The 20,338-nt window shown below is 69.4% G+C and carries 22 protein-coding genes and 1 tRNA gene; 13 read left to right on the top strand and 10 right to left on the bottom strand.

Annotation, left to right across the window (positions count from 1 at the left end; genetic code table 11):
• Positions 1 to 54: 54 nt before the first annotated feature.
• The 3 genes from VFZ70_11380 (at position 55) to VFZ70_11370 (ending at position 2,605) form a co-directional block, all read left to right on the top strand.
• Positions 55 to 1,233, top strand: a complete 1,179-nt coding sequence (locus VFZ70_11380; protein ID HEX6256397.1) for a 5-(carboxyamino)imidazole ribonucleotide synthase — start codon at positions 55 to 57, stop codon at positions 1,231 to 1,233.
• Between the two features lie 137 nt (positions 1,234 to 1,370).
• A complete protein-coding gene (purE, locus tag VFZ70_11375; GenBank protein ID HEX6256396.1) occupies positions 1,371 to 1,946 on the top strand; it encodes a 5-(carboxyamino)imidazole ribonucleotide mutase in 576 nt (191 codons plus the stop codon).
• Entirely contained in the window at positions 1,943 to 2,605 is a 663-nt protein-coding gene (locus tag VFZ70_11370) for a Type 1 glutamine amidotransferase-like domain-containing protein (protein HEX6256395.1), read from the top strand. Before purE ends, VFZ70_11370 begins: the two co-directional genes overlap by 4 nt.
• Positions 2,606 to 2,794: 189 nt before the next feature.
• Here VFZ70_11370 and VFZ70_11365 read toward each other — a convergent pair whose 3' ends face one another.
• Positions 2,795 to 3,427 (bottom strand): response regulator transcription factor, encoded by a 633-nt coding sequence (locus VFZ70_11365; GenBank protein HEX6256394.1) that lies wholly within the window; start codon positions 3,425 to 3,427, stop codon positions 2,795 to 2,797.
• Positions 3,424 to 4,674 (bottom strand): PspC domain-containing protein, encoded by a 1,251-nt coding sequence (locus tag VFZ70_11360; GenBank protein ID HEX6256393.1) that lies wholly within the window; start codon positions 4,672 to 4,674, stop codon positions 3,424 to 3,426. The genes VFZ70_11365 and VFZ70_11360 overlap by 4 nt, the downstream gene beginning before the upstream one ends.
• Before the next feature lie 121 nt (positions 4,675 to 4,795).
• On the opposite strand from VFZ70_11360, the gene VFZ70_11355 reads away from it, so the two are divergent.
• The 3 genes from VFZ70_11355 (at position 4,796) to VFZ70_11345 (ending at position 6,845) form a co-directional block, all read left to right on the top strand.
• Positions 4,796 to 6,559, top strand: a complete 1,764-nt coding sequence (locus VFZ70_11355) for a PspC domain-containing protein (GenBank protein ID HEX6256392.1) — start codon at positions 4,796 to 4,798, stop codon at positions 6,557 to 6,559.
• Positions 6,559 to 6,750, top strand: coding sequence for a hypothetical protein (locus tag VFZ70_11350; GenBank protein ID HEX6256391.1), 192 nt, complete (start codon positions 6,559 to 6,561; stop codon positions 6,748 to 6,750). The genes VFZ70_11355 and VFZ70_11350 overlap by 1 nt, the downstream gene beginning before the upstream one ends.
• Positions 6,751 to 6,772: 22 nt before the next feature.
• Positions 6,773 to 6,845, top strand: a tRNA-Arg gene (locus VFZ70_11345).
• A 405-nt stretch (positions 6,846 to 7,250) separates the two neighbouring features.
• On the opposite strand, the gene VFZ70_11340 is transcribed toward VFZ70_11345, so the two are convergent.
• Complete coding sequence (locus VFZ70_11340) at positions 7,251 to 8,087, bottom strand: hypothetical protein (protein ID HEX6256390.1); 837 nt, start codon at positions 8,085 to 8,087, stop codon at positions 7,251 to 7,253.
• A gap of 383 nt (positions 8,088 to 8,470) precedes the next feature.
• Between VFZ70_11340 and VFZ70_11335 the strand changes: the two genes are divergently transcribed.
• The 4 genes from VFZ70_11335 (at position 8,471) to VFZ70_11320 (ending at position 11,360) form a co-directional block, all read left to right on the top strand.
• Complete coding sequence (locus tag VFZ70_11335) at positions 8,471 to 8,848, top strand: nuclear transport factor 2 family protein (GenBank protein HEX6256389.1); 378 nt, start codon at positions 8,471 to 8,473, stop codon at positions 8,846 to 8,848.
• Between the two features lie 1,238 nt (positions 8,849 to 10,086).
• Positions 10,087 to 10,446, top strand: a complete 360-nt coding sequence (locus VFZ70_11330; GenBank protein HEX6256388.1) for a hypothetical protein — start codon at positions 10,087 to 10,089, stop codon at positions 10,444 to 10,446.
• Between the two features lie 255 nt (positions 10,447 to 10,701).
• On the top strand, positions 10,702 to 10,938 hold the full coding sequence (locus VFZ70_11325) for a type II toxin-antitoxin system prevent-host-death family antitoxin (protein HEX6256387.1): 237 nt from the start codon (positions 10,702 to 10,704) through the stop codon (positions 10,936 to 10,938).
• A complete protein-coding gene (locus VFZ70_11320; GenBank protein ID HEX6256386.1) occupies positions 10,935 to 11,360 on the top strand; it encodes a type II toxin-antitoxin system VapC family toxin in 426 nt (141 codons plus the stop codon). The genes VFZ70_11325 and VFZ70_11320 overlap by 4 nt, the downstream gene beginning before the upstream one ends.
• A gap of 62 nt (positions 11,361 to 11,422) precedes the next feature.
• On the opposite strand, the gene VFZ70_11315 is transcribed toward VFZ70_11320, so the two are convergent.
• Together VFZ70_11315 and VFZ70_11310 are read right to left on the bottom strand one after the other, a co-directional pair.
• Positions 11,423 to 12,382, bottom strand: coding sequence for an aldo/keto reductase (locus VFZ70_11315; GenBank protein HEX6256385.1), 960 nt, complete (start codon positions 12,380 to 12,382; stop codon positions 11,423 to 11,425).
• A 146-nt stretch (positions 12,383 to 12,528) separates the two neighbouring features.
• On the bottom strand, positions 12,529 to 13,209 hold the full coding sequence (locus VFZ70_11310) for an NAD(P)-binding domain-containing protein (GenBank protein HEX6256384.1): 681 nt from the start codon (positions 13,207 to 13,209) through the stop codon (positions 12,529 to 12,531).
• Between the two features lie 78 nt (positions 13,210 to 13,287).
• On the opposite strand from VFZ70_11310, the gene VFZ70_11305 reads away from it, so the two are divergent.
• On the top strand, positions 13,288 to 13,857 hold the full coding sequence (locus VFZ70_11305) for a TetR/AcrR family transcriptional regulator (protein HEX6256383.1): 570 nt from the start codon (positions 13,288 to 13,290) through the stop codon (positions 13,855 to 13,857).
• A 646-nt stretch (positions 13,858 to 14,503) separates the two neighbouring features.
• Here VFZ70_11305 and VFZ70_11300 read toward each other — a convergent pair.
• Positions 14,504 to 14,842: a peptidoglycan-binding domain-containing protein gene (locus VFZ70_11300; GenBank protein HEX6256382.1), complete on the bottom strand. Its 339-nt coding sequence runs from the start codon at positions 14,840 to 14,842 to the stop codon at positions 14,504 to 14,506.
• A 746-nt stretch (positions 14,843 to 15,588) separates the two neighbouring features.
• Here VFZ70_11300 and VFZ70_11295 point away from each other — a divergent pair.
• Positions 15,589 to 16,155 carry a hypothetical protein gene (locus tag VFZ70_11295; protein HEX6256381.1) on the top strand — a complete coding sequence of 189 codons (567 nt, stop codon included), beginning with the start codon at positions 15,589 to 15,591 and terminating at the stop codon, positions 16,153 to 16,155.
• Here the strand turns inward: VFZ70_11295 and VFZ70_11290 are convergent.
• The 4 genes from VFZ70_11290 to VFZ70_11275 all read right to left on the bottom strand — a co-directional run bounded on the left by VFZ70_11290 (position 16,144) and on the right by VFZ70_11275 (position 19,408).
• Entirely contained in the window at positions 16,144 to 16,320 is a 177-nt protein-coding gene (locus VFZ70_11290; protein ID HEX6256380.1) for a hypothetical protein, read from the bottom strand. The two genes, VFZ70_11295 and VFZ70_11290, sit on opposite strands and share 12 nt — an antisense overlap.
• A 325-nt stretch (positions 16,321 to 16,645) precedes the next feature.
• Positions 16,646 to 17,410 carry a ParA family protein gene (locus VFZ70_11285; protein HEX6256379.1) on the bottom strand — a complete coding sequence of 255 codons (765 nt, stop codon included), beginning with the start codon at positions 17,408 to 17,410 and terminating at the stop codon, positions 16,646 to 16,648.
• Positions 17,407 to 18,963: a CHAD domain-containing protein gene (locus tag VFZ70_11280; GenBank protein ID HEX6256378.1), complete on the bottom strand. Its 1,557-nt coding sequence runs from the start codon at positions 18,961 to 18,963 to the stop codon at positions 17,407 to 17,409. The genes VFZ70_11285 and VFZ70_11280 overlap by 4 nt, the downstream gene beginning before the upstream one ends.
• A gap of 196 nt (positions 18,964 to 19,159) precedes the next feature.
• Positions 19,160 to 19,408, bottom strand: a complete 249-nt coding sequence (locus VFZ70_11275; protein HEX6256377.1) for a hypothetical protein — start codon at positions 19,406 to 19,408, stop codon at positions 19,160 to 19,162.
• Between the two features lie 255 nt (positions 19,409 to 19,663).
• Here VFZ70_11275 and VFZ70_11270 point away from each other — a divergent pair.
• A partial coding sequence (locus VFZ70_11270) for an NmrA family NAD(P)-binding protein (protein ID HEX6256376.1) occupies positions 19,664 to 20,338 on the top strand: 675 nt, incomplete at its 3' end.

Genomic DNA, 20,338 nt, shown 5'->3' with positions numbered 1-20,338 from the left:
GTCGGTGGCCACCAGGCACGAGCTCCCGGCGCCGCCGGCGGTAGCCTGCGCGCCATGGACGACCCTCGACCGACGATCGGCATCGTGGGCGGCGGACAGCTCGCGCGGATGTGCTGGCAGGCCGCGATAGGGCTCGACGTCGACCTGCGCGTGCTGGCGTCGCGGCCCGACGACGCAGCCGCCACAGTGATGACGCGCGCGGTGATCGGCGCTGCGGACGATCCGGATGCGCTGCGCCGCTTTGCCGCCGACTGCGATGTGCTGACGCTCGACCACGAGCTCGTCGACAGGGACACCCTCGCGTCGCTGGAGTCCGCCGGCCACGTGGTGCGCCCCGGGACGACCGCGCTGCGCCACGCGCAGGACAAGGCCCTGCAGCGTCACACGTTCGCCGGGGCGGGGCTGCCGGTACCCGCGTTCGTCGTGACCGCTGACATTGGCGTCGCGGAGGCGTTCGCCGGCGAGCACGGGTGGCCGGTCATGTGCAAACGGCCGCGCGGTGGCTATGACGGCCGCGGTGTGTGGCGCGTCGCGGACAGGGCCGAGCTGACGCAGGTGTGGTCGGAGGCCGGCGGTGACGACGGCGTGGACGTGCTGGTGGAGCGGTGCGTGCCGATCGCCACCGAACTGGCCGTCGTGGTCGCGCGTCGCCCCGGAGGGCAACGGGTGGCCGCGCCCGTCGTCGAGACCGTCCAGCACGACGGGATGCTGCGTGAGCTGTTCGTCCCCGCCCGCGTGCCGGGTACCGTGCGGCGCGACGCGGCGCGCCTGGCCGCCCGGGTGGTCGAACTGGTCGGCGCGGTCGGGATCTGCGCGGTCGAGCTGTTCTGGACAGGCGACGCCCTGCAGATCAACGAGATCGCGACACGACCACACAACTCGGGTCACTGGACGATCGACGGCGCCGCCACGTCGCAGTTCGAGAACCACCTGCGCGCCGTGCTGGATCTGCCGCTGGGCAGCATGGACGCCACCGGCCCGGCGGTCTGCAGCGTCAACGTGGTGGGCGGACCCGATGGAGCGTGGCCGCAGTCGCGGCTGCGGTCCGCACTCGGCGTCCCGGGCGTCCACGTCCACCTGTACGGCAAGGGGCCACGGCCCGGCCGCAAGCTCGGACACGTGACCGCGGTCGCCGAGGATCACGCCGGCGCGGCCCGGCACGCGCACGCCGCCGCCGACGCGCTGATGGGCGTGCGCCACCGGAGCACGGCGGCGGAGGCGGCCGGCCTGTGACGGGTGCCGTGCCGGGTCCAGGGTGGCGACTCATGAGGTACAGGTTCGGTCCGAAGTGGGTAGGGCTGCCGCGTGACGCACCGCGATCGGGCGCGTCGGCGACGGCCCAGAACCCGCCGTAGCCGCAGGAGGAAGACATGACGGACGCGTCACCCGACGACGCCGGCACGGGTGCAACCGGTGGATCCGACGCACCGCCGCGCGTCGCGGTGGTCATGGGCAGCGACTCGGACCTCGACTGCATGCAGGCCGCCGTCGACGCGCTCGCCCGCTTCGGCGTGGCGCACGAGGTGCGGGTGCTGTCCGCGCACCGGCGTCCCGACGAGATGTTGGCGTACGGAGCCGCGGCCGCCGACCGCGGGATCGCCGTCATCATCGCAGGCGCCGGCGGCGCAGCGCATCTGCCGGGCATGCTCGCCAGCGTCACGCGCCTGCCGGTGATCGGCGTACCGGTCCCGCTGCGCAGGCTCGACGGGCTGGACTCGCTGCTGTCGATCGTGCAGATGCCCCGCGGCGTGCCCGTGGCGACCGTCGCGATCGGCAACGCGGAGAACGCCGCGCTGCTGGCATGTCGCATGCTGGCGGTGGCCGACCCGAAGTTGGCCCGGGCGATGGATGCGCACCGGGACGGGCTGCGCGACCACTCGAGTGCCGCCGATGCACGCGTGCGGGAGCGCTTCGGCGGACAGGGAGCGCGCGAGGGTCAGTCGTGAACGGCCTCATCTGCCTGCAGGGCGGCGACGAGTTCACGCCCGACTGCCGCACCATGGATGAGGACTGGCTCGCGCGCATCGATGCCGGGGTCGTCGCGATCGCCCCCCTGGCCTGCGCCATCGGCGTCGAGTACCGCACGGCCGCCACCAACGGCGCGGAGTACCTGCGCGATCTCGGGGTGTCCGACATCATCGCCGTGCCCGAGCCCGAGACGTCGCTGCGGGGGTCGGTGCGCGCCATCATCGACGCCGACACCGTGGTGATCCCGGGCGGCTCACCGGTGCGGATACACCGGCGGGTGGTCGAGACCGCGATCGGCGGGGCGTTGCGCGCGCATCTCGTGCGCGGCGGCACGCTGATCGGCGCGAGCGCCGGCGCGATGGTGCTGGGCGAGGTGATGGTCGTACCGGGCGGCGACATGCAGGTCCGGCCCGGCCTTGCCGTCGTGCCCGGCGTGCTGGTGCTGCCCCACTACGACGAACCACGCGGCGATCTGGTCGACCGGGTGTCCGAGCAGGTCGGCAGCGACATCTCCATCCTGGGGATCCCCGCCTGTTGCGGCGTGCTGCCGATCAACGGCGAGATGGTGGCGCTCGGATCGCGCGACGCATGGCGCTTCACCGCCCACGGCGGGCCGTCGGTCATCCCCCACGCCTGACCTCACCAGTGGGGCGACCTGTCAACACCCAGCAGCCGAAGACACCCCACGCAAGCGGCACCACCCACCACCGGGACGACCTGTCAAAACCCAGCAGCCGAGGACACCCCACGCAAGCGGCACCACCCACCACCGGGGCGACCTGTCAACACCCAGCAGCCGAACTCGCCCCGCAGGACAGAGCCGCGGTCAGACCAGGCGGCGGTCGGTCGCCCAGCGGGTCAGCTCGTGGCGGTTGCTCAGCTGCAGCTTGCGCAGCACCGCGGACACGTGGGTCTCGACCGTCTTGACCGAGATGTGCAGGCGCTGGGCGATCACCTTGTAGGTGAAGCCCCGGGCGATGTGACGCAGGACCTCCCGCTCGCGGTTGGTCAGCTGGTCGAGCTCCGGGTCGACCGGCTGGATCGCGTCGCTGGCGAACGCGTCCAGGACGAAACCGGCCAGCCGCGGCGAGAAGACCGCGTCGCCGTCGTGGACCCGGCGGATCGCGTCCGTGAGCTCGGCAGGAGAGATGGACTTCGTCACGTAGCCGCGCGCGCCGGCGCGGACGATGGCGATCACGTCCTCCGCGGCATCGGAGACGCTCAGCGCCAGGAACTGCGTCTCGGGGCGTTCCTCCGAGATGGCCTCGATGACAGTGCGGCCGCCACCGCCCGGCATGTGCACATCGAGCAGCACGACGTCCGGACGGGTGCGGCGGATGCCGGAGATGGCGGTGTCGACGTCGCTGGCGGTGCCGACGACCTCGAACCCCACGCGCAGCTCCGACTTCACGCCGGACAGGAACAGACGGTGGTCATCGACGAGGAAGACGCGGATCATCGTGTGTGCTCCCGTGGCAGTTGGAGTTCGATCTCGGTGCCCGACCCGGGCTCGCTACGGACGGTCGCCACGCCACCGTGGCGCGACATCCTGCCGCGGATGGACTCGTCGATCCCGCGGCGGTCGTCGGGGATGGCTCGAGGGTCGAAGCCCTTGCCCTCATCGCGCACGAACACGGTGACGTGCGCGGGCTCGACCTCGACGTACATCGACACCGTGTCCGCCTGTGAGTGCCGCGCGGCGTTCTGCAGCGCCTCGTAGGCTGCTGCCGACAGCGCGCGGACCTGGTCGTCGACCAGCATGTCACCGACGACCACGAGCTCGACGGGAAGGTCGTACCGCTGCTCGATCCGCGCGGCGACGTCCTCGAACATGGGCTGGAGGCGGTCGGCCTGCTGGTCGTCGGCGCCGTACAGCCAGGCGCGCAGTTCGCGTTCCTGACTGCGCGCGAGGCTGATCATCCGGCGCGACGAGTCGCTGCGCTGGATCATCGCCAGCGTCTGCAGCACCGAGTCGTGCAGGTGGGCGGCGACCTCGGCGCGCTCCTGCGAACGGATGCGCTCGTGACGTTCCTGGGTCAGTTGCTGCGCCTGGCGGACCATCCATGGTCCAAGGATGAGACCGACGCCCAGACCGGTGATCACGACGGCGACCACGGCGCCACCGGTCTGCGGTAACGCGCTGCTGCCGGCGATGAAGATGCCGACGCCTGCGACGACCAGCACACCGCCCAGCGCGAGACGCACGAGCCCTGTCCGCCCGGGGCTCTCGGCGTTCGTCGCGGCCGAGGCGAACCGGTTCCACGCACCGCCGTCGTCATTACGCGACCAGATCACACTGCTGCCCAACGCGACGAGCGCGACCGGCCACACGACCCCGTCGCCAAGCCAGATGCCCGTCGACCGCAGCATCAGCATGATGCCGAGCACGATGGACAGCGTTCCGAGGTCGTGGCGTGGCCTGGCGCGGCGCACGACGGCGTCCGGGGGACGCTCCTGGTCGGCAGCGGTCCACAGCAACAGGTAGGCAAACACGCCGAACCCGCCGGCCATGCCGAGCGCGACGAAACTCGCACGTACGTACACCGGGTCGATGCCGAACCGCTCTGACAGCCCGCCTGCGATCCCGGCGATCACCCGCCTGTCATGGCTACGCCATAGCCCGACACCTCGTCGGGTGCTGGTCGGCTCCGTCTGCGTGGCGATGGCGGGATCCGTCGTCGGGTCGATGCATGGCGTGCGCTCCATGGTCGCACGGGCGCACGCGCAGGCCCATGGGTGACTCCCCTGAGGGATCAGAGCGTGCATCGGGGGTGGCCAGGGGGTTCCCTGATGGTCGCGGACGCCGTGGCGGACCATCATCAGGGCCATGGACACACGCCAGACACCGTCGGAACCCGGTCCCGAGCGCCGTTCAGCGACCGGGCCGGACCCAGGCGCGGACGACACCGCAACGGCAGCCCCGTCGGGTACGGATGCACCGTCCACCGCCGACGGGGCACCACCGGGGGCAGCGTCGGACGCACCGTCCCCGTCGGACCCGGGCGCACCGTCCACCGCCGACGGGGCGCCACCGGGTGCAGCGTGGGACGCACCGTCCCCGTCGGACCCGGGCACAACTCCACCGGACATCGACCCGGGCGCCGCCGGTCAATCGGACGCCAGCTCCCCACCCCCATCTGAGGCCAGCACGCCACCGGCCAACGACGCAGACGCTGGACCGGCGTCCGGCGACACGTCGGGGTCCGGGACCGGCTCACCACTTCCCCGCGGCCCCGGACCGTCGCCGGGCGGCCCCCCGCCCCCGCCGCCCGGCGGCGCGTCCGGCTCCGCGAGGGCCACTCCCCCGCCACCACGTCCACTCCGCACGCGCCAGCTGACGCGCCGCAGCCGCGACCGCGTGATCGCCGGTGTCGCCGGAGGGCTCGGGGACTACTTCAACGTCGACCCCGCGATCTTCCGGCTGGCCTTCGTCGGGCTGATGTTCATCGGTGGAGCCGGCCTGCCGCTGTACGGCGTCGCATGGCTGTTCGTCCCGGACCGGGATTCGGGCCGATCGGTCGGCGACGGCCTGTTGAGCCGCTTCAACGTCGGCAGCCGCTCGACCGGAAGGATCGTGCTCGCGGTGCTCGTCGTGGTCATTCTGGCCAACAGCGGACGCGCCTTCGGTGGCGAGTGGCTATGGGCCGCACTGCTGGTCGGCCTGGGTTTCCTGTTGTTCCGGGACTCCGACGATGACGACGACCGGCCCGGCAGGCCGTCCGTGGGCGGCGACGCGCCGACGTCGTCGCCGCAACGGCAGCCGGCATCCCGTACCACGGCGTCCGAGCCATCAGGCGGCCCGCCGTCCGACGAGAACCCCTTCGAGGCCAGGTCGACCAACCCGTACGACGACGCGTACTACAGCGACCTGATGACCGTGCCTCCGCCCCGGCGGACGGACGACGGCTGGCGGCCGACGCCCCTGGCTGAACCACCGAAGCCGCCGCCTCCTCCGTCGATCCTCGGGCGCGTCACCGTCGCGGCGGTGCTCATCGTGGTCGGTGCCGTCGCGCTGCTGGAGTCGCTGCTGCCGTGGTTCGATGTGGCGACGGCGACGTACGTGGCAGTGGCGCTGGCCATCGTGGGCGGCGGCCTGCTGGTCGGAGCCCGATGGGGCCGGGCACGTGGCCTGATCGTCCTGGGCGTCGTCATGCTCATGGGGCTGTCCGCGTCGGCGGCCGTCCCGGACGTGCCGACCGGCGTCGGTCAGCGGCGATACGTCCCCGAGAACGTCAGCGAAATCGCGGACGAGTATCGGCTGGGCATGGGCGAGATGCAGATCGACCTCACGCGCCTCGAGCTCGAGCCGGGCGAGGAGGTCACGCTGGAGGCGTCCACCACCATTGGGTCGCTCCAGGTGGTCGTGCCCGAAGGCGCAACCCTCGAAGGCCAGGCAGAGGTGCAGGTGGGGGCGGTCGACGTGCTCGACCGGACGAGCGACGGGACGCCGGCCACGCTGACCATCGCCGAGGAGGGCGACGAGGACGGTGGCACCATCGACCTCGATCTGTCAGCAGTGCTCGGTGAGATCGAGGTCGCCCGATCCGGCGAGCGAGGCCCTGCATTGCGCCCGGCTGCGGAGGGAATCTGATGGAACGCCACCGGCTGGATCTGTTGTCGTTGCTCGCCGGCCTGCTGTTCCTGGCCCTCGGCCTGGGGCACCTGCTGGCGGGTCCGGCGGCGGCGATCTGGCTCAGCATCACGCGCCTGTGGCCGATCCTGCTGGTCGGCGCCGGCGTCGCCGTCCTCGCCGGCATCATCCGCCGCGCCGACGACCGCTGAGTCGCTACGCTGCTAGCCGGACGCCCTCGTAGCTCAGTGGATAGAGCTCCGACCTCCTAAGTCGGGAGTCGCAGGTTCGATTCCTGCCGGGGGCACCCAGGTCAGACCGGTGTTTGTGCTGGTCAGACGGCCATAGGCCGTGTCGAGCGTCTGCCACTCCTTGCCGCGCATTGCCACTCGTGGCCGGACTCACCCGGCCTGTACCCGGCCTGGCCAGGACCGTACGGCCACATCGCATCACCGGCGGCGCGCGTGACGACCAGCTCGGTCCCGACCCAGGCGCGGTCGGGCCTACTCACGGGGCGCTGTGACCACCCGAAGGGCTCCGGCCTTCATGTCTTGGACAACCGCGAATTGGACGGCTGCAACCGGGATGAAGGGATTGATGGCGTCAGCTTGACGGACGCCGCCTCCGAGTTGGTCGCAGCTCGCGATCTACACGAGTTGTCAGACGCCATGTCGCCACCTTGACACCAGCATCGGCGTTCGAGCGTCTCCGATCACGTGGCAGCAGCGTTCCCGAGGTCCGGCCATGCAGTGGCATCCGCAAGCGAGTGCACCTCGTCTTCCAAGGCGGCCACTCTCTGCTGTAGCGCGTCACGCTGTGAGTCGCGTTGACCTGCAGCTCGGTCAGCAGCCTCAACGCCTGCCAGCACGTAGGGGCAGGTGGCCAACGCCGCGAGCATGGCGTGCGCCCAGATCGGCTCGACGTGGCCGTCCTGCGCGGCGACGACTGCCTGCCAGCCCGCGACGACGGCCCACAACGCGTTGTGGGTCACGTTCGTCAGTCGCTTGTAGTCGGCACGGCCGCGATGCGTGGCCGCCTGCCGCACGCCTTCGGCGAGTCCGACTCGCTCACCTTCGATACCTGAGTCCTCAGCCCAAACGAGCACGTTGTGCTCATACATCGAGCCGGTCGTGAGGCCGAGCGCAGCGCGCAGCTGCGTCTCATACTGCGAGGACTCGGCCACCAGGCCGACGAATCTGTTGAGCCGCCGGGGGCCGTCCGCACTCGGGTGTCCCAGCCAGGCGGCCGTAGCGGCAGCCTCGGCAGCCGGTCGAGCGGTGTCGTGCACGCTGAGGACATGTGGCGGGTCGCGGTACATCAGCAGTCGGGTCGACTCGACGCGCTCACCGGCACTGTAGACAAGGGCACGCAGCGCCAGATGCGCGAAGCCGTACGGATGCGGCATTGTGTCTGTTCCGACAGCGCCGTCCCGACCACACTCCACATCGGCGATCGAACCGGCCACGAACGGGTGCTGACTCGAAGCCATGCACTCGTGCGCCAGATCGGCGAGCAGCTCGTTGACGCGATCATTGAGGGAGGAGGACATCGCCCACCACGTTGCCATGCACAGCGCCGGAACGTGGAGGGTCGACGCCCCTCAGACGGCCGCCCGGACGATCGATGGACCGACGTAGTACCGGGGATACCTTGACGTTGCCCGAGGGCCAGATCACGTTGAGCGTGTCGCGCCATCGACGCAGTCCGAAGAGCCCGCGTGCAACGACCGGCGCCGAGCTGTCATCGTCGACGACAGCAGTCGAGGCTCGCATGGTAGGGGCGACCGCAAACCGCAAGCTCACCAGCTCTACGGCACCTGTCGTCGAGCCGCGCCGAAGCGATCGCCGGGTCGCTCAACCCGCCTCAACATCTGACACTCGTGCTCAGGCCGCAGTGGTCTACCGACGACCGAACCACGAACGATCTGACGGGATGAACATGGACGAACACGAGGTCCGTGAGCTGTTCTTCGAGCGGCTTCAGCACCTGAGCGCCGATGCCGAGTACGAGCTACGGCATCCGGACTATGTCATGGAGATGCCCCAGTCGGGTGAACGCATCCGCGGGCGCGACGCGATGCGCGCCTTTCAAGAGGCGTATCCGAACCCGCCGACCATCGAGCCACGTCGAGTGGTCGGATCGGGCGACGTATGGGTGGTCGAGGGCCGGTCGGATTATGGCGACGGTCAGGTCTTCCACGTGGCCGACATCGTCGAGTTCCGCGACGGGAGGATCTGGCGCGAAACCCGCTACTACGGCGAGCAGTTCGATGCGCCGCCATGGCGGGCAGAGTGGGTCGAGCGGATGTAACGAGGCTTCCTTGCGCCCTCACCGGCGGGCGTCCTCTGGCTCGATCCCCCTGCCGGCGCAGCTGCGCGTTGCGCCGCAGCAGGAATACCACCGTTCCCAGAACCGCCGCGACCATACCGACAGCCAGTGCGACCACGAGGTCCCTCGCCAGGTCGGCACATTCGCCGCCCGCTGCAGTGTCGCACACCGCCGAAGCGCCTACGCGTGAATGACATGTAACCGGGATGCCGGTAGGCAACGGCCAACAACGAAGATCGAGCTATACGGTTGGTGTCGCGTCGATCGCGTCTGCGACGAAGTCACCGTCCTCGCAGTGCATCTGGATAGTGAGCGTGCCGAGCTCCCACAGTGCGACCTCGACATCGCCGCGGTCCGGTGCGGATCGGTGTCGCGGGTCACACGGACGACCAGGTTGGATCGCTGGTAGGTCTCGCCGCCGTCGTCCCCGGAACGGACCTGCATCGTGATCCGGTACGGCGGTGCGAGCTCGCCGTCGCGTTCGGTCGGCATGGCCGACACGCCGAGCCAGCTGCCTTCGACGACGAACGGCCCCTCGGTCGCACAGCGCACGGGATCGAAGTAGGGCCGCAGACGCTGCCTCGGGATGGGGTCGAGGTCGTCGGCGAGGTAGATGTCGTCGTCGTCGACGACGACGACGACGACATCTCGGCAGGGTCGAAGCCCTCGAGTCGTCGCACAACACCGTGTCGGTCGAACCGCCGCCGTACCCGTCGTCGCACGGCGGGAAGGTGCCGCTGCCGAGGTCGCCGACGTCTGGCGGCACCACGGTCCCTTCGCCGTGCCCCGTGTACGAGCGCCCGTCGAACTCCAGCACGGCTGCGCACAGGCCGTCCGACGACGCGGGCCCACACCCACCGAGCACGGCGAGGCACCCGAGCATCGTCAGCACGCTGCGAAACCTCATCGACATGACCGTACGACGTCTGCGAACTCACACCGGTTCCCGCCGAGCGGTGCACGGCCACTCGGCACGCCCAGGCTGGAGGCAGCGATGGGTGAGCCGGGGTCTTCCGATGGGCGCTGCATCGACTCCGGCAGCCATTCCGGCTGCCCACCGACCTCCCTGTCGTCAGCATGCAGCTCGACGAGGATGGTCCCCGCGATGTCGACGGGGCCGTCAACGCGAGCGACTACGTCGTGTTGGCGCAGGTCGTCGGCGAGACCGGCGGCGCGCGCTTCGATGGCAACGATGGTGAAACACCGGAGGCGAGGAGTGGATGGAGGACGTCGATCTGCACCTCAGGGTCGACGAGTACCTGAAGGGTTCCGGAGATGGTCGCTTGACCATCCGATGGCCGAAGTACGTGACCAGCGCACGATCCAGCGACGCCCGCGTCGGGACCCTCGAGATCGAGGGCACACCACCCAACCTTGATCGACAAGCAACGCATCTGTTGTTCCTCGAGGACCACCGGGAGCCTTGGGGACTGACAGCTACCAGCTGGGGCGCCGCGTTCATGGACGTTGGTCCTGAGATGCGTGTCGGTGCCCATGTCGCCTCCTCGTTCGGGGATCTTCAAGGTCAGCCGCTGGGCCGCGTGCTGCCGCCACGAATGAGCGCCGAGATCAACGGATAGCCGCGTTGTGTGTCGCGGGTCCACGGATGGTCGCGAGCCGAGCGCTCTTCGTGTGTGGGCGGACGAGGAAGATCCGTCATGGCGTCGTCCGCGGTCGCCGATTGTGGACGTCGGATTCGGCACGGCGATCGTGTCGATGTAGCCACAGGAGGGCTCGGTTCTCGCAGTGACGTCACTGGCGAAGTGCGCGCGAGGCCGGACCGACTCGATCGGCACGCGCTGGCCGACATGTATCACGGGTGATACATTCAGGTCATGACCGAAGTGAACGTGCGCGAGCTGCGTAACCACGGCAGCGAGGTGCTCGACCGCGTCACCCGAGGTGAGACCCTGACCGTCACCCGTGCCGGGGTCCCGGTGGCCGAGCTCCGCCCGTTGCCGCGCAAGGCGACCTTGGCCTCCGTGCTGCTCGCCAGATGGCGCCGACTACCACACATCGACCCCGACCAGCTCCGTCGCGACCTCGACGCGGTCATGGACGCCAGCCTGTGACCGAACCGGCCGAGCATGGGCTGCTGGATACCATCACGGTCATCCTCCTGCCGCAGCTCGACGACCCGTCGCTGCTGCCTACCGAGCCGCTTATCAGCACGATCACGCTCGCGGAACTGTCGGTCGGGCCGCTGGTCGCGACCACCGAGGAGCAGCGCGCTGCCAGACAGGCACACGTACAGCAGGCCGAAGCCGACTTCGCCGCGCTGCCATTCGATACGGCCGCTGCCCGAGCATTCGGCCGCGTCGCGGCGTCACTGCGGCGCGCTGGCCGCAAGACCACCGCGCGAGCATACGACGCGATGATCGCAGCCGTGGCGATCGCCAACGGTCTGCCGATCTACACGGTCAACCCCAACGACTTCTCAGGCATCGACGACCTCGACGTCGTCGCCGTCCCGCATCCTCAGACCACTCGATAGCCGGGGCTCCGCGAAGGTTGGCGGTACCGCGGAGTGTTCCCTCACGGTCGCCGCTGCGTCGGTCACCTCTTCCACGCCAGCGTTGCCCGGCTGAGAGCGTCGACCTCATCGGGCGTCAGCGAGAACGCCAGGGCGCCGGCGTTGGCTCGTGCCTGCGTGCCGTTCTTCGCGCCGGGGATCGGCAGCACGAGCGGGTTCTCGATCAGCCACCGCAGCGCAACCTGGCTGGCGGTCTTCGCGTACCGTTCGCCGATCTCGGTCAGCAGGCGAACCACTGGTTGGATGGCGTCCAGTGCCGTGCGCCGGTAGCGGGGCAGGATGCGCCTGAACAGCCCGCCCGGCCGGTTCTGGCTGGAGTACTTGCCCGTCAGCAGACCCCCGGCGAGGGGGGTGTAGGCGATCAGCGTGACACCGAGCTCGCGGCACGCGTCGAGCACGCCGTCGGTCTCGGGTCGTCGATGCAGCAGGGAGTACTCGACCTGGTTGGAGGCGAGCGGGATGCCGCGTTCGGCGAGCGCGGCGTGGGCGTGACGCAGCTGGTGCGCGGAGTAATTGCTGACCCCCACGGCGTGCACTGTTCCCGCATCGACCGCATCCGCCAGCCGCTCCATCAGCTGCGGGATCGACACCCGTCTCGTCGGGAAGTGGTGCTGGTACAGATCGATGGTGGAGCGCTGCAGTCGGGTCAGGCTGGCCTCGAGCTCGTTGGGGAAGTCCTCGACGCGGAAGCGGAACCCGGCCGGGAACTTGCTGGCGACCAGCGCGGTCGTACCCTTGGCGAGCTCGCCGAGACGCCGTTCGGAGGCGCCGCCGCTGTACATGGCGGCGGTATCGAACAGGTTGACACCAGCATCGAGGCTCGCCTGCAGCGCGCGTCTCTCCTGTTCGTATCCGTGGGCGCCTCCGTACGCCAGCTTGGCCGGGTGCAGACGTGCGAGCCCGCGTGCCTGGCCCCATGTCATGGCGCCGACGCCCAGGCGTGGAACCCGCAGGCTGCTGCCACCCAGGGTCACATGGTCCATGCTGGTCTCCTCGTTCGACACCGCGTGGGTCGTCGCCCGTCGCACGCCAGACGCAACCCGGGCCGCCGCCGCGGTCGCCTCGGTCATCCCGTCGGTGCCACGGCCCCCCGACGTGGTGCGGCGTGGCGGTCGACGTCGACGGCGAGCTACCGCACCACCTTGATGTTGAACATCGGGTTCTGGGTGGCTGCCCAGAGGCGGGCCCACAGCGGCAGGTACATCTCGGTGCCCCTCGCCGTGGTGATGTCGCCGAGGTCGATCACGTCCGACCAGCCCAACGATCGCAGCAGCTCGGTCACCTGGGTCTTGGCGGCGGGGTCGTTGCCCGAGACGAACACCGTGTGGTCCCCGCCGGCCAGCTGCTTGGGATCGACCATCACGTAGGCGTTGATCGTGTTCAGCGCCTTCACCACCCGGGTCTCGGGCAAGCGGCGCTGGATCTGTTCCGCCAGGGAGTCGGTGTTGCTCACCCACAACGACGGAGGCATGCCGGCGGAGAAGTCCAGCGGATTGGCGATGTCGATGAGCACCTTGCCCGTCAGACGCTCCTCCCCGGCCGCCTCCAGCGCCGCGATGGATCCGCCTCCGTTGGTGGCGTTGACCACCAGCTCTCCGGCAGCGGCTGCATCGGCGAGCGTTGCCACGCCGACCTCGGGGTGCTGTGCGACCCACGTCGGGAACGCAGGGTTCCCGAACGTGTCGGGCTCGGTGCGCGCCATCGCGGTCGCAACGCTTCTGGTTCCGACGGTCACGTCGTGGCCCAGCTCCGCCAGCTTGCCCGCGATCGCTTGGCCGACCGGGCCGGTACCCAACACTGCGATCCTCATGCCGCCTCCTCCTGATAGAGACAGGTCTGTCTATCGGTGGCTGGCAACGTACAGACCGGTCTGTATCATGTCAACCCGATGAGCGACACTCGAGAGCGGCCGGTACGGGAGCGGATCCTGGAGACCGCGCAGCGGCTGTTCTACAGGGACGGGTTCCGCGCCGTGGGGATCGACACCATCATCGCCGAGGCTGGCATCGCCAAGATGAGCCTGTACCGTCACTTCCCCTCCAAGGACGACCTGATCGTCGCCTACCTGGAGGAGTCGAACCGGCAGTTCTGGGAATGGCTCGAGGGCGCAACAGCAGGCGCCGACGATCCGGTGGACCGGCTGATCGCCATGTTCGAGGCCATCGAGAAGCTCTCGACGAGCCCGGAGTGCTTGGGCTGCACGTTCCAGGGCACGGCCGCCGAGTTCCCCGACCGCGGCCATCCTGGCCACCAGGTCGCGTTGACCCACAAGAAGGAGGTCCGCGACCGGTTCGCCGAACTGGCCCGCCAGGCGGGTCTCCGCGACCCCGACGATCTGGGGAACCAGCTGCTGTTGCTGATGGACGGCGCATGGGTCGCCGCCCGCATGTTCGGACCCCACAACCCCGCCACCGGGCTCACGGCCGCCGCGCGAGCCCTCATCGACACGCATCGCTGATACGAAACGCACACACAGCACGACAAGCAGTTCACGACGTCACCTCGTCGGAGGCAGCACCCGCCCCGGCTGCCACGTACTCATCGAACATAGAAGCCAGCCACTGAGGGTATCCATCAGGGGATACCTTGACGTTGCCCGAGGGCCAGATCACGTTGAGCGTGTCGCGCCATCGACGCAGTCCGAAGAGCCCGCGTGCAACGACCGGCGCCGAGCTGTCATCGTCGACGACCCGTCCTCCTCGAGCCGGCAGCTTACTCGGCAACCTCGCCATCGATCGGGTCGCCGCACCGACGCAGACTCGCGGACGGTGTCAAGGGACGGCCGCATCGTCGCGCTCAACCCTTTAGTCTCGACCGGCATACACCGGACCGTCAGCAGGTGGCATGGACTGCCGTGAGATCTGTTTGACGGGAACCAATTTATCTGCTTGCGGAGAATTGCTAATTGCGCGACGCAGTAATCAAGCACCCAAATATTGACGCAGTGATTCGTGTGGCGGTGTCCGGAGCAGGCCCGCGACGGTGGACCGCTCAAGCCCGCAGGAGTCGGTCCGACGCGCGACAACGTGGTGCCACCGCCCAGCGATATCGAACGTGGTGCCACCGCCCAGCGATATCGAATGAAGGGCAGCGGCGGCGTGGGTTCAACCTGCGCTGAAGTCGCTCAGCCATGTCCGGAGCAACGCCTGCCAGGTCGCCTTGTCCACTGTGCCCGTCTCGGGCAGCGGGCTCTCGTGATGGAAACCCGGAATCTGCTGAAACCGTCTTACCACTTCCTCTGTCTTCGCTCCGAACGGCCGGTCGATGTGCAACTGGATGTGTGTGAATCCAGTCTGCGCGTTCAATTCGATCAGCATCTGCTTCATCCGGCGTGTGTAGCCGATGTTCTCGTCGTCGTCGTTGCGTCTCAGCAGCGGCAGCCGCAAGCGCACGTCCGACGCAGTCGTATCGAAGTTCTCGCTGGGGTTGGCGTCCAACGCCATGACCGACTCCCTGGTCCAATTAGGTCGGGATATCATGCCATACGCCAATTGCGGTCCGCCAGCGACCCTGGGGAAGAGCCGCACTACATCGGGCCTCGAGGCGCCGCGTCTGACCCCAAGTAGGTGTGGCCGGCGGGGATGTGTTCCTCGGTCCCAAAGAAGCGCATCGCCAGCGCCAACCGTCAACGCAGTGCCGCGTCCGGATGCCGTTGGTTGCTCGGGCCCAGGCGCGAGAACCGGAACGCTGGCGGAGCCACCGACTTCACGTCCCCGACGAGACGGTACGTTCTGCGCGGGTGGCGGTCTATCCCGATCTCTCCCTGAGTCGGCCCCGCCGGCGCTGTTCGTCGTGGGTGGCGCCAAGCCCACCGACAAGGCCGTCAACGACGTGCTCGGTGGCTTGGCGGTCAGCCCAACGCTGCCCGATCTTCAAGGAACGCAACATCATCAATTGAACCGCCGCGGGTTCGTTGGAGGCTTCGGGAAACCAGGCCAGACCACGCCATCGCACCGACAGATGCTGTCGTCGCACACCCTTGCGTCTACTCCAAGCGTGGGAGTCGCTGATCGACACTCGGCCAGCAAGCTACGTCGTCGTCACGTCATCCGGATGACGTCGACCGGCCTGGCGTGGTAGTCGGACACGGCGCCTTGCGCGCGCGCAGGACGTCGATGGCGGCGGCGGTTGATGGTCGCGGAGGAGTTTCGGCGGCGTCACGGTACACGGGGTCGCGGAACCGGTGATTGTGCCTGAGCACGGCGGCGCCGAGGCGTTGCGCGAGGGCGTAGTGGCCGCCGCCGACATCGACCGAGGGGATCTGGCGGTGGTCACCGACGTCGACTACCTTGCCACCGGCCGCATCAACCGCGCGTTGCAGGGCGAGGCGGGTGCGGGTGGGACACATCGCGGCCTCGTCGAGGATCACGACCACACCGCCAGGCAGCTTGCGGCGGCCGTGACGGAGCTCGACCAGGAGCCGGTCGACGGTGGCGGTGTCGGTGATGCCGGCGGACACCGCGAGTTGGTGCGCGGCGGTCGCAGAGGGTGCAACGCCGACGACAGGAATGCCGGCGGCGTCGAGGGCGGCGCGGTAGGCGCCGAGCGCGGTGGACTTGCCGGTCCCGGCCTTGCCGACGACGACGTCGACGCCCGGCGCCGGACGTGGCGAGCGTGCGGACCATGGGTCCGCTGGTCTTCGTCGAGGGACGGGTGTGCGGCGCGGACCTGGTCGACGGTCGTCTTCGGGATGCGTGCGACCCCACCGTGCTGGCGACGCATGGCGCGGTGGAGCAGTTCGGCCTCAGGCGGTTAGCAGGTCGATCGTGGTGTAGCGACGCTCGGACTGATCGCCCAGGCGGACGACGCGGCCGGTGGCGTCGCGGACGCGCAGCAGTTCGCTGGTGGTGCGGGCGGTGGGGGCGAGGACCGGGACGACGCGGTCGTCGCGCAGCCGGTTGGCGAGGATCTCGACCCGCATGGCGGCGTTGTCGCCGGTGGCGCGACAGCAGCAACAGCGCGCGGGGTCAACTGATGCACCCCATCGACTCGACGTGCTGTCACTCGGCGCGGGCCTGCTCTTCGTCGCCATCGGCGGTGCGCACCTGCTGGGCGGAGCGAGCGTGCTGGACTGCTGGTCGTGCTGCGCGCGTGGCCCCTGCTGCTCGTCGCTGCGGGCATCGCTGTGCTGGTCGGCGTGCGGCGCAGCCCGCACGACCGCTGAGTCGCTGCGCTGCGACGGCACACCCTGCGCAGCTCGGTGACGCACGCCACGTGCCACGCTCCACGCCCCTGGAGCGTGGTGGTCATCGGGCCGCGGTCGTCGTCCCGTCGACCCGCGACCGGATCTCTGCCCACAGCGCGGTGTAGGCGGCGGTCGCGACGCTGCGGGGCGCGTACGCGACGACCGGCTCGCGTCTGACGCTCATCTTCTCGACGTCCGTCGAGGACGGGATCACCGCACGGAGCAGCTCGGGACGTTCGCCCGGCAGGTTCGCCACGATCTCGCGGTGGAGACGCTTCCTACGGTCGACCATCGAGAAGAACGGCAGGACGACCGCATCGGTGCCGTGGGCATCATCGGTGAGCGTGCCCAGCTGCTCGAGCATCCGCAGCGACAGCGTCGTCGGGATCACCGGCACGAGCAGGACATCGGACACCCCGATGATGATCTCCGACACGAGCGAGATGCCCGGGGGGCAGTCGAGAATCACCCACTCGTACTCGTCGCCGACCTCGCGCAGTGCGCGCCGGATGCGGCGGATCGGCTTCTTCACTGCGTCGAGCACGAGGTCCAGGTAGCGGTTGGAGAAGTCGGCCGGCACCAGGTCGAGCGACGGGTAGTCGGTGCCCTTGATGACGTCGTCCAGATCTCGCGTGCCCGTGACGAGCGCCTTGACGCCACCCTTGATCCTGGGTCGGGTCCGGAAGCTGTAGCTCGCTGCGCCCTGCGGGTCGAGGTCCCACACGAGCGTCGGCGTGCCATCGCGGGCGGCGAGGTACGCGAGGCTGACCGCGGCCGCCGTCTTCCCGACACCACCCTTGAGGCTGTACGCGGCGAGTACCCTCATGTGACGGGCTCCGCGATCGGTTCGAAGAGCCGGCGGAAGCGCTGCCGGTTCTTCCGACGGTCGAAGCGCGCGAAGCGCTCCTGGAACTCCGCACGCGCCTGCTGCTGGCGCTGCGCCAACTGGCTCGAGAGCACCCCCATGGCCAGCACGGCCGGTCCGGTCGCGCCGGGGCGTTGGCCGAGCAGCTCAGCGAACCGCCGCAGGCTGCTGATCTGCACATCACAATCCTGGTAGGTGCCGAGGTTGTCCTGCAGCGTCACGAGCTCGGCGGTGAGAGACCTCATGTCGCCCCTGGGGTACAGGGACCGGTACGCCTCGAGCAGGTACCGGAGCTTCTTGGCCCGCTTGCGGAGGTCGTGGACGGCCTCGGCCGGCGAGTCGTCGTCGATGTGACGGCCGTGCCTGACGATGCTGCGGTACGCCTTCCAGATGCGCTCGCCGGCGGTGCGTCCGACGGGGGTCGATGCAGCCCCGGCTCCGTCCGGAGCGTCGAGGAACGCGCGCCACGAGGCCATCAGCTCCCGATAGCGCTGGGAGTCGAGCGCAACCATGAGCCGGGTGTACGCGTCCCGCCGGAGGTCTTCGAGCAGATCCCGGAGCGGTTCGACGTCGGCTCGGTGCTCGGCGGGCAACTGGGCCGTGAGATCGTCGAATCCGAGCAGGTACACGTCCAGGTCCCGCAGCTCGCTCGTCTCCCCTGCGAGCCATCTGAAGGCGTCGCCGTAGAACCTGCGCTCCGTCTCGGGGATCACCTCCCCCGCCTGGCTCAACATCGAGCGCGTGCGCCGGATCGCCACCCGGAAGTCGTGGAGGAACTCGGTGTCGATGTCGTCGCGGACCCCGCGTTCGTTGACCTCGATCGTGTCGAGGAGCGTCGAGCATATGGTGCTGAGCGCCTGCAGCGTCGGCGCCTCCGGCTCGATCGCCACCCGTAGCTTCGAGGAGTAGTCCGCCGGCTGCGCGCCGGCGGACTCGAACAGCGACCGGTCGGCGTCGTCGCGTCCGGCGACGAGACCCGGTGCGCCCTCCAGCCGGTCGACGAGGTCCGCCAGCACGTCGTCGTACCCCCTCACGCCGGTGACGACGACGCGCCATCCGAGGTCCCTGTCGTCCATGTCGCCAGGCCCGGTCACGGTGATGTGCTCGATCGCCGCACGGGCCACGCTCTTGTCCTCGCCGTCGCGAAGGCTGAAGAGCTCCCGCTCGACCCTCATCTCGGCGCGGGGCAACAGGGCGCGGAGCCCGAGGACCGGCGCGAGCAGCCTGGTGACGGGGCCGCCTGCGAGATCGGCCGCAGTCGATGGCGTCGTCGGGCTAGCCTGACGGCCGAGCACACGTGCAGGCTCCGCGGACGTGGCGCGACGGCGCCACGTGAGCCATGCGGCCGTGGGTGTCATGTCGTGCTCGAGCACGGCTCCCGCATCCCACACGCGCCAGTCGAACGAGTCCAGCAGCCGACGCTCGACCGTCTCGCGACCGTCGCGCCGCAGCCCGATGCCGGCGACCAGCGACTCGCGCAGGGCGCCCGACGTCGGATCGACCCCTCTCAGCACGCGCAGGGCAGTTCGCACGTTCGGGTGTCTCACTTGTGCACAACATGACTTCGTGAGCTGATGGCCGCACGCTCACGGATTCCTCGTAGTTGACCACATGTCACACCACGGCGTCGACACCGGATCGGTCGCATGACACATCAGCGCACCGGGCGGCCAACGACGAGGCGATCGCCTACGCTGACAGGCGACGGATTCACCCTCCCGAGAGCGTCGAGCATGACAGCCCGTGTTCGTCGCGTCCAGCGACGGGCAGATCCGAGACGTACAGCCACACAACCGCGCGCCGGTCGCGGCAGCGCTGCGGGTCGAGGGCGACGCCGCCGCGCAGGTCGCCCGCGTGGACGACCTCGCTGACCGCGTCGAGGCGCTCGACGTCAGCGAGGCGACCGACACCAACGAACACGCGCGCGAACCAGCCGACGACGGCCGATTGACGACTCATGAGGCCACACGTCGAGCCGCCCCGAGGGTCGCCCGTCACACTGGGGTCCGAGGGCCGGATGACGCGCCACCCCCCAAGGCGGTGCTGCTCCTCGCCTCGGTCAGCCAACGACGCCCAGGCTCACCGCGCTTTCTCCCCGGCGAAGTTTTCACGTCCGTTTCGCCCGGAAGCGGTACGTTGAGCGGGACCTGCGCAGCGGGGCCCGCGGCATGCGCGTAACAGGACCGTGCGCCCTGCAACCCGAATGGAGTGGGCATGGGTGTGGTGCTGTCCTACGGAGCGACCGGAACCCAAGGCGGGCCGGTGGCGCAACAGCTTGTCAGTGCCGGCGAGCGGGTGCGGTTGCTGGTGCGCAACCAGGCGACGGTTCGAGATCTCGAGACGCGCGGGGCGGAGGTGGCGGTCGGCGACCTCGGCGACCTCGACAGCCTGCGGGAGGCGCATCGCGACGTTGACCGCGTGTTCCTTCACCTACCACTCCAATACGACTTCGCGTTGCACAGAACCTACGGCGCCAACGCGATTGCCGCGGCGCGCGAGGCCGGCGTCGAACTGGTGGTGATCAACACCACTGCCCATGTCTACGAGGGAACCGACGTCGACGTCTACAACGTGCGCCAAGAGGTGCTCGATGGGCTGCGCGACAGCGGCGTGCCGACCATCGTGGTGCGCCCGACGTTCTACATGGACGTGTGGCTGGGTCCGTGGATCCTGCCGGGCATCCAACGCTCCGGCGTTCTCGCCTTTGCGTTGCCCAACGACTATCCCCTCTCGTGGGTGTCGGCCGACGAGGTCGGGGCGTACTGCGCCGCCGCGCTTGCCCGGCCCGACCTCGCAGGCCGCACGTTTGACATCGCCGGGCCGCAGGCGTTGACCGGCGATGAGATCGCCGCGACGCTGACGGCGATTCTCGGCAAGCCGATCACCTGG

Source organism: Euzebyales bacterium (assembly GCA_036374135.1).
Taxonomy (GTDB): Bacteria; Actinomycetota; Nitriliruptoria; order Euzebyales; family JAHELV01; genus JAHELV01.
This window is presented reverse-complemented; position numbering and strand designations above follow the sequence as displayed.

Bases quoted from the DNA above. Each gene is read 5' to 3' on its own strand.
- purE (HEX6256396.1), top strand. From the start codon at position 1,371: ATGACGGACGCGTCACCCGACGACGCCGGCACGGGTGCAACCGGTGGA.
- VFZ70_11360 (HEX6256393.1), bottom strand. From the start codon at position 4,674: ATGGAGCGCACGCCATGCATCGACCCGACGACGGATCCCGCCATCGCC.
- VFZ70_11340 (HEX6256390.1), bottom strand. From the start codon at position 8,087: ATGTCCTCCTCCCTCAATGATCGCGTCAACGAGCTGCTCGCCGATCTG.
- VFZ70_11365 (HEX6256394.1), bottom strand. From the start codon at position 3,427: ATGATCCGCGTCTTCCTCGTCGATGACCACCGTCTGTTCCTGTCCGGC.
- VFZ70_11285 (HEX6256379.1), bottom strand. From the start codon at position 17,410: ATGAGGGTACTCGCCGCGTACAGCCTCAAGGGTGGTGTCGGGAAGACG.
- VFZ70_11330 (HEX6256388.1), top strand. From the start codon at position 10,087: ATGGAGGACGTCGATCTGCACCTCAGGGTCGACGAGTACCTGAAGGGT.
- VFZ70_11335 (HEX6256389.1), top strand. From the start codon at position 8,471: ATGAACATGGACGAACACGAGGTCCGTGAGCTGTTCTTCGAGCGGCTT.
- VFZ70_11380 (HEX6256397.1), top strand. From the start codon at position 55: ATGGACGACCCTCGACCGACGATCGGCATCGTGGGCGGCGGACAGCTC.
- VFZ70_11305 (HEX6256383.1), top strand. From the start codon at position 13,288: ATGAGCGACACTCGAGAGCGGCCGGTACGGGAGCGGATCCTGGAGACC.
- VFZ70_11355 (HEX6256392.1), top strand. From the start codon at position 4,796: ATGGACACACGCCAGACACCGTCGGAACCCGGTCCCGAGCGCCGTTCA.
- VFZ70_11275 (HEX6256377.1), bottom strand. From the start codon at position 19,408: ATGAGTCGTCAATCGGCCGTCGTCGGCTGGTTCGCGCGCGTGTTCGTT.
- VFZ70_11300 (HEX6256382.1), bottom strand. From the start codon at position 14,842: ATGGCGTTGGACGCCAACCCCAGCGAGAACTTCGATACGACTGCGTCG.
- VFZ70_11310 (HEX6256384.1), bottom strand. From the start codon at position 13,209: ATGAGGATCGCAGTGTTGGGTACCGGCCCGGTCGGCCAAGCGATCGCG.
- VFZ70_11325 (HEX6256387.1), top strand. From the start codon at position 10,702: ATGACCGAAGTGAACGTGCGCGAGCTGCGTAACCACGGCAGCGAGGTG.
- VFZ70_11290 (HEX6256380.1), bottom strand. From the start codon at position 16,320: ATGCGGGTCGAGATCCTCGCCAACCGGCTGCGCGACGACCGCGTCGTC.
- VFZ70_11315 (HEX6256385.1), bottom strand. From the start codon at position 12,382: ATGGACCATGTGACCCTGGGTGGCAGCAGCCTGCGGGTTCCACGCCTG.
- VFZ70_11350 (HEX6256391.1), top strand. From the start codon at position 6,559: ATGGAACGCCACCGGCTGGATCTGTTGTCGTTGCTCGCCGGCCTGCTG.